This is a genomic window from Mesorhizobium sp. M4A.F.Ca.ET.020.02.1.1, from assembly GCF_004022645.1.
Lineage (GTDB): Bacteria > Pseudomonadota > Alphaproteobacteria > Rhizobiales > Rhizobiaceae > Mesorhizobium.
Window position 1 is genome coordinate 1 of the sequence record NZ_RZOI01000344.1, and the last position, 6,276, is coordinate 6,276.

Below are 6,276 nucleotides of genomic sequence, written 5' to 3' on the forward strand. Positions count from 1 at the left end.
GTGTTGCGGTCGGCGGCTGCATTCAGGAAGGCAAGCTGGCGGTCCTGCTGCGTTTGTCCGGGAGGAGCAAGACCGGCGAGATCCTGCGTGGCGACATTTGTCTGATGTTCCGTCGTTGCGTCGGCGGCAGCCCCCGTCTGGAAGAAGACCTGCGATGTTCGTGCCGCCTCTTCTTCCGCTCGCCGTCGTTGTTCGGCCTCGTCAACAGTGGGCGTCGCGATAGCCGGCGTGACAACGGGCTGCCCCTTGTTCTGGGCGTCGAGGATCGGACGGCCGAGATCTCCGGGCAACGGCGGCCCAAGAATCGGGCCGGTATAGTCGCGTGGCAGGTTGGCCAGCCCATCCGCCGGTTGCCGGTTGGAAGTCGAGAAGAGTTCCTCGCCATGGGGGTCTGTCTCGCGCGTCTGCAGGGCGTATATCAGCGCGTCGCCAATGCCGAGCGATGTGATGAAGGCGACGCCGGCGAGCACCTTGCGCGACAGCCGGGTCACGCGCGGCGGCTCGGCGCGAAGCCGCATGGGAGCGGCCGCCGTTTCGTTCTCGCTCATGGCTGCTCTCCTCCCCTTTGACTGGGTGGATTGGTGACTTTCGATCCATCGCTTCGGACGATCCTCACGGTCTGTCGCCGTTTGCCGCTGCCGAGCCGCAGTTCGGCCGCGCCGAACAGGCGGTCGACGATCAGAATGTTCTGGAAAACCCGGCTGTTGACGATCTGGGCTTCGCCGTCCGGGCCGATGACGAAGATCGGCGGCATCTCGCCCTGTACGATCCCGCGCGGGAACTCGACGTAGACGCGCCTGCCATCGTCATAGACGGTGACGGGCTTCCACGGCGGCGTGTCACCTGTTAGACCATAGCGGTAGTTGCGCTGGACGGTGTCCGGGACCGTCGGCGTGGCAGGAACAACCTGCCGCCGATCGGTTGGCTGCGCCGGGTAGGCCCATGCGACGGCGGGCATGTAAGGCTTTTCGCCTGCCCGCAGCTCGATCATGTAGCTTCGCCGGTCGGTGGTGACGACGAGATTGGTGGTGATGTCGGCGCGCGAGGGCTTCACCAGCACATGGACGCGCCGGGTCACGCCTGAACCGCTCTCGGTATCGCCGATGATCCAGCGCGCGGTGTCTCCCGCCGCAATCGGTCCGCCTCCTGTCAGGTTCTCGCCGGGCTCAAGAGCGATGTCTGTTATCTGCCCGGGTGCGGCATAGACCTGGTAGAGAGCCCCTTCGCTCCAGGGATATATCTGGATGGCGTTGTAGTATCCCTCGCGTCGCGGCTGGACGCGCGCGGCCGCGTTGGCGTTCTCGACGCGCGCAGTCGGCGTATCGCCAGCCGCCCCTCCCATCGTTGGTGTCCAGCCCGGCGGAATGTGTGGTGGTTTGGGTTTCTGTTCGGCGGGTCCTGGCGGGGCGGGTGGCAGCGGCGGCACGTAGGAATCATAGCCAATCTGCGGCGGTTTCTGGAGCTTGGCACAGCTGGTGAGTACCAACCCCGAAAGGAGGGCCGAGGCGAGTACGGATCCACGAAAAGCTGGAAATGCGACGGCGCGCAGCGCAAGGCTCATTGGCTCATCTCCCGCGACCAGTTGATGGCGTTGACGTAGATGCCGAGCGGGTTCACGCGAAGCCGTTCGGTGTCATGCGGCGGCTGGACCACGATTGTGAGGATCGCGGTCCAGTGCTCCGTGGTGGACAGCTGACCGCTTTCGTAACGACGCTCGGTCCAGGCGACGCGGAAGGAATCCGCGGAGGCACGGATGACCGAAGAGACCTCGACCGCCACCTGCTGCTTGCCGACTTTGGAAAAGGGATCGTTTGCGCGGGCATAATCATTGAGCGCAGTCGCACCCTGGTCGGTCGTCCATTCGTAGGCGCGCAGCCAATTCTGGCGCACGATGATCGGATCGGCCGGGATCGATCGCACCTGCTCGACGAAGCGGGCGAGGTGCCAGGCGATTTGCGGGTCGGTCGGCTTGTAATCGGCAGCCGCCGGCGCGACTGTCTGCGCCTGCCCGAGCGCATCGACCTGGACCACCCACGGCACCACCGATACTCGCGCTGACATCCATACGACCGAGCAGGCGAGGCCAGCAGACAGGATCAGCGATCCGAAGGCCATGTACCGCCAGTTCCTGGCTTGCACGCGGGCGGAACCGATGCGCTCGTCCCAGATCTGCGACGCCTTCTGATAAGGCGTCTCCGGTTGAGCTGATTTGCCGTAGTGGACGGCGGGTCGTCGAAAGATGTTCATTGGTCATTTGCCTTCGGAGAGAGAAATCGATGTGCCGCTGCCGTGGGCTTCGCCGGCACGTACGGCATGCGCTGTGGTAAGGACGCCATGAGAGAGTTGCTGCGATCGCTGCATACGTTTGGCCCAGTCGGGCTGGCCCTTGCCCACGCTGCCCGCCTGGCCGTCGCGGCCGAATAACGGATCGTTGGCTGCAATGGCCACGCCTCCGACTGTTCCCTGGGTCGATGAACCACCGGTGGCCTCGACGGCCGAATTGACCCCGGAAGCGAAGCTCGACTTCATCGATTGGCTGGCGCGCGCGGCGGCGCGCCTGAGCGGCGAGGCAGTCGCGGACATGCCAGCGCCTGCAACGCCGCCCAGCCCGGAGGCGATGCCAGCAGCGCCAGTCTGGCCGGCGGAACCAAGAGTATAGGCGGCAGACGCCCCGCCTGCGAGAGATGAGCCGTTCCGTGCCGCCAATGGCACTGCAGACAAAGCCGCACTTCCGCCTCGCATCGCGACACCAGCAGTGCCGCCGGCGACGAGCGCCATGCCGCCTGCCGCGAGACCTGTTCCAACGGCCGCTCCCGCGCCAAGCTGCGGTCCGCCGGAGACAAGACCGTTGGCAATGCCGGGACCGAAGATACCGAGCCCAAGCAGTGACAGCGCCGCCAGCACGATCGCCATCGCCTGGTCGATTGTTGGGTTCTCGCCGCCGAAGCCCTGGGTGAACTCGCCAAACAGCGTCGAGCCGATGCCGATGACGACGGCAAGCACAAGCACCTTGATGCCCGATGAGATGACGTTGCCAAGCACGCGTTCGGCCATGAAGGCTGTCTTGCCGAAGAGACCGAAGGGGATGAGAACGAAGCCGGCCAGCGTCGATAGTTTGAACTCGATCAGGGTGACGAAGAGCTGCACGGCCAGGATGAAGAAGGCGAGCAGGACGAGCGCCCAGGCGAAGAGCAGGCAGGCGATCTGGATGAAGTTCTCGAAGAAGGACACGTAGCCCATCAACCCCGAGATCGCCCCAAGCAGGGGTCGTCCCGCATCGAGGCCGGTTTGCGCGACCTTGCCCGGACGAAGCAGGTCCTGGATCGAAAAGCCCGTGCCGCTCGCCTTCAGCCCAAGCCCCGAAAAGCTCTCGAAGACGACCTGGGCAAGGCTGTTCCAATTGGAAATCAGGTAGGCGAAGACGCCAACGAATAGCGTCTTCTTGACCAGCCGCGCCAGAATGTCGTCATCGGCGCCCCAACTCCAGAAGAGGGCGGCGAGCGTCACGTCAATGACGATCAGCGTGGTGGCGACAAAGGCGACTTCGCCACCAAGCAGGCCGAATCCACTGTCTATGTAGCGGGTGAAGGTGGCGAGGAATTGGTCGATGACGCCGGTGTTGCCCATGCCTATCGCGCCTCCGGCGAGGTCGCATCTTCCGGCGGCGCGCTGACCGGCCCGGAAGCGGAGGTCGCAAATGGCGATTTGGACCCGAGGAACCGGTCGCGCTGTTCGGCCCACAAGCGCAAGCAACCGCTGTCACGCAAAGCGACCTCACCCAACGTCTGGCAGCGGCGCAGACTCTCATGGAGCTGGTTCGGCGCCAAAGCGGCAGGCAACTGAGGAGCAGCATCGTGCGGCCTTTCCTCCTTCCGGTTCATCTCGAGCGCGGCCGCCGCGACTGCGATCGCGACGAAGATGACCGCGGCGAGGCGAGCGAGTAACTTGCCGTCCATGGCGGTGATGCTCACTGGTTGAACATCGTGGCATTGCCGGCCTGGTAGCCGGAGCCGGGGGTGAGGAAGCGACGGCGCTGCTCGCGGCCCTGGTCGGCGGCGGCGGCACGTTCGGCTTCGGTCAACGCCTGGGCGCGACCGTTGGCGGCGACAACGGCGGTGAGGTCCGCGAGCTGCTGGGCCTGCAGCGCGAGGAGCTGGTTGCCGGCCTGCGTCGCCTGCAGCGCGCCGGTCGCCGATTGGCTGGCGCCGACAAGCGCCGACATCTGCGTCCGATTGGTGTCGATGTTTCCGACCACACCCGCTTGCACGCGCATCGCATCCTGCAGGCCGCCGACCGTATTCTGCCATCGCGAGTGCGCATCCGTGACGAGTTGCTGGTCGGAAGTGGACAGAGAGACGCTGCCATACTGCTGCTGGAAAGCCTCGTCGATCTGCTGGACGTCGAAGGCAACGTTCTGCGCCTGGCTGAGGAGCTGCTGCGTGCGCTGCACCGATTGCTGCAACTGTTGCAGTGAAGAAAAAGGCAGGCTCGCAAGATTGCGTGCCTGGTTGATCAACATCTGGGCCTGGTTCTGCAGAGAGGTGATCTGGTTGGTGATCTGCTGCAGGGATCGCGCCGCCGTCAGCACATTTTGCGAATAGTTGGATGGATCGAAGACGATGAATGCCTGCGCCGGCGCAGTCACCATCAGCGAGGTCGCAACCGGTGCGGTGAGCAAGGCGGCGGCCAGCAACACAGCCCGAGAGCAGTTTCCACGGCTAGTCATGATTGGAGCTCCTTTTCAGCTTGCGGTGGGGAGGTGGAGAGGTCGGGAATGAGGTCAGCGGCCCAGCCGACGTTTCGGGCGCGCAGCCAGGCTGCAAGGAAGCCGTAACGCCCGTGTTCGGCGGCGATGCTGGCGATCAAGGCCTGATCGGTTCTTGAGGATGCGGCGCAGAGCGCCAGCCCAATTTCGGACAAGCCGAGTTCGAAGAGGCGGTTGCCGCGCCGGGACTGGCAGTAGTAGTCGCGCTTCGGCGTCGCGCGCGCCAGGATTTCTATCTGGCGATCGTTGAGGCCGAAGCGGCGATAGATCGCCGTGATCTGCGGCTCAATCGCGCGCTCGTTCGGCAAGAGCAACCGGGTCGGGCAGCTCTCGATGATCGCAGGCGCGATACCCGAATTGTCGATGTCGGAGAGCGACTGCGTGGCGAAGATGACGCTGGCGTTCTTCTTGCGCAGCGTCTTCAACCACTCGCGCAACTGGCCGGCGAAACCTTGGTCGTCAAGGGCGAGCCAGCCCTCGTCGATGATCAGCAATGTCGGCCGTCCGTCGAGCCTGTCACCAATGCGATGGAAGAGGTAGGAGAGAACCGCCGGCGCGGCTCCGGTGCCCACAAGACCCTCGATTTCGAACGCCTGGACTGACGCCGCGCCAAGATGTTCCGCCTCGGCATCGAGCAGCCGGCCGTATGGACCGCCGATGCAGTAGGAGCGAAGGGCCAGCTTCAGATCGTTCACCTGCAAAAGCACGCTGAGGCCGGTGATGGTGCGTTCCTCGACTGGCGCCGAGGCCAGCGACGTCAATGCGGCCCAGATGTGTTCCTTGGCATCCGGGGTAATAGCGATGCCTTCGCGCGCCAGGATCGCCACCACCCAGTCGGCGGCCCAGGCACGCTCGTAGGTCTCGTGTATGCGGGCTAGTGGCTGGAGGGAGACCGAGGGTTTCGTGCCTTCGGTGAGTTCGCCCCCGAAATCGTGCCAGTCGCCCGCCATGGCAAGTGTCGCGGCGCGGATCGAACCGCCGAAGTCGAAGGCGAAGACCTGGGCCCGCGCATAGCGGCGAAACTGCAAGGCCATCAGCGCCAGCAGCACCGACTTGCCGGCGCCGGTGGGGCCCACGACAAGCGTGTGCCCCACGTCGCCGACATGCAGGGACAACCGGAACGGGGTCGAGCCCTCGGTCTTGCCGTAGAGCAAGGGGGGCGCACCGAAGTGCTCGTCCCGTTCCGGCCCCGCCCACACGGCAGAGAGGGGAATCATGTGAGCGAGATTGAGTGTCGAGATGGGCGGCTGGCGTACATTGGCGTAGGCATGTCCCGGCAATGAGCCGAGCCAGGCGTCCACGGCATTGATGGTTTCGACCATGGCGGTGAAGTCGCGGCCCTGAATGACCTTCTCGACGAGACGAAGTTTCTCCTGCGACACCCGCGGATCGGCGTCCCAGACCGTGACGGTCGCAGTGACGTAAGCCATGCCCGCCACGTCGGCCCCGAGCTCCTGCAAAGCCATGTCGGCGTCGGCGGACTTGTTGGCGGCGTCGGTGTCCACCAGCAC

The 6,276-nt window shown here is 64.9% G+C and carries 5 protein-coding genes and 2 pseudogenes; all 7 read right to left on the reverse strand.

The features are described 5' to 3' along the window. Positions 1 to 548 (reverse strand): annotated as a pseudogene (locus EN742_RS20470) (conjugal transfer protein TraI); the annotation flags it as partial. Continuing rightward, on the reverse strand, positions 545 to 1,561 hold the full coding sequence (gene trbG / locus EN742_RS20475; protein WP_128333204.1) for a P-type conjugative transfer protein TrbG: 1,017 nt from the start codon (positions 1,559 to 1,561) through the stop codon (positions 545 to 547). The gene trbG and the pseudogene EN742_RS20470, both read right to left, overlap by 4 nt. Then, positions 1,558 to 2,247, reverse strand: coding sequence for a conjugal transfer protein TrbF (gene trbF / locus EN742_RS20480; protein ID WP_128333205.1), 690 nt, complete (start codon positions 2,245 to 2,247; stop codon positions 1,558 to 1,560). The genes trbG and trbF overlap by 4 nt, the downstream gene beginning before the upstream one ends. A gap of 3 nt (positions 2,248 to 2,250) precedes the next feature. Then, on the reverse strand, positions 2,251 to 3,627 hold the full coding sequence (trbL, locus tag EN742_RS20485; RefSeq protein WP_128333206.1) for a P-type conjugative transfer protein TrbL: 1,377 nt from the start codon (positions 3,625 to 3,627) through the stop codon (positions 2,251 to 2,253). Positions 3,628 to 3,629: 2 nt separating this feature from the next. Then, the gene (gene trbK-alt / locus EN742_RS20490) at positions 3,630 to 3,956 is read right to left on the reverse strand and encodes a putative entry exclusion protein TrbK-alt (RefSeq protein ID WP_128333208.1); all 327 of its coding nucleotides are present in this window, start codon (positions 3,954 to 3,956) and stop codon (positions 3,630 to 3,632) included. An 11-nt stretch (positions 3,957 to 3,967) separates the two neighbouring features. Then, the gene (trbJ, locus tag EN742_RS20495) at positions 3,968 to 4,726 is read right to left on the reverse strand and encodes a P-type conjugative transfer protein TrbJ (protein WP_128333207.1); all 759 of its coding nucleotides are present in this window, start codon (positions 4,724 to 4,726) and stop codon (positions 3,968 to 3,970) included. Continuing rightward, a pseudogene (locus EN742_RS20500) lies at positions 4,723 to 6,276 on the reverse strand (conjugal transfer protein TrbE); the annotation flags it as partial. The gene trbJ and the pseudogene EN742_RS20500, both read right to left, overlap by 4 nt.